This window comes from Mesorhizobium sp. WSM4983 (assembly GCF_029625765.1).
Taxonomy (GTDB): domain Bacteria; phylum Pseudomonadota; class Alphaproteobacteria; order Rhizobiales; family Rhizobiaceae; genus Mesorhizobium.
On sequence record NZ_JARTVM010000047.1, the window covers coordinates 1 to 264 of the forward strand.

Here is a 264-nt window from a genome sequence, read left to right on the forward strand (position 1 = left end):
GTCCTGGGCGGTGCCACGGTGGAAGGGCGGATTGGTGACAACGACGTCGACGCTCTCATGAGGCACGTCGACTAGACCGTCGCACCAATGAGTGACGATATTGAGCTGGTTCGCCTGAGCGGTGAGACGGGTGGAATCAACGGCCTGCCATGACACGTCGGTGGCGTGAATTGTGGCCTGGGGAAGCAGTCGCGCCAGATGGGCGGAGATGACACCATTCCCGCACCCCAGATCGACGGCGTCGGAGTGGACGTCGGCTGCGAT

General features: G+C 62.9%; 1 protein-coding gene. It reads right to left on the reverse strand.

The annotated features are described in order from the left end of the window. The coding region (locus P9254_RS28885) for a class I SAM-dependent methyltransferase (RefSeq protein WP_278103925.1) at positions 1–264 on the reverse strand (264 nt) is incomplete at both ends.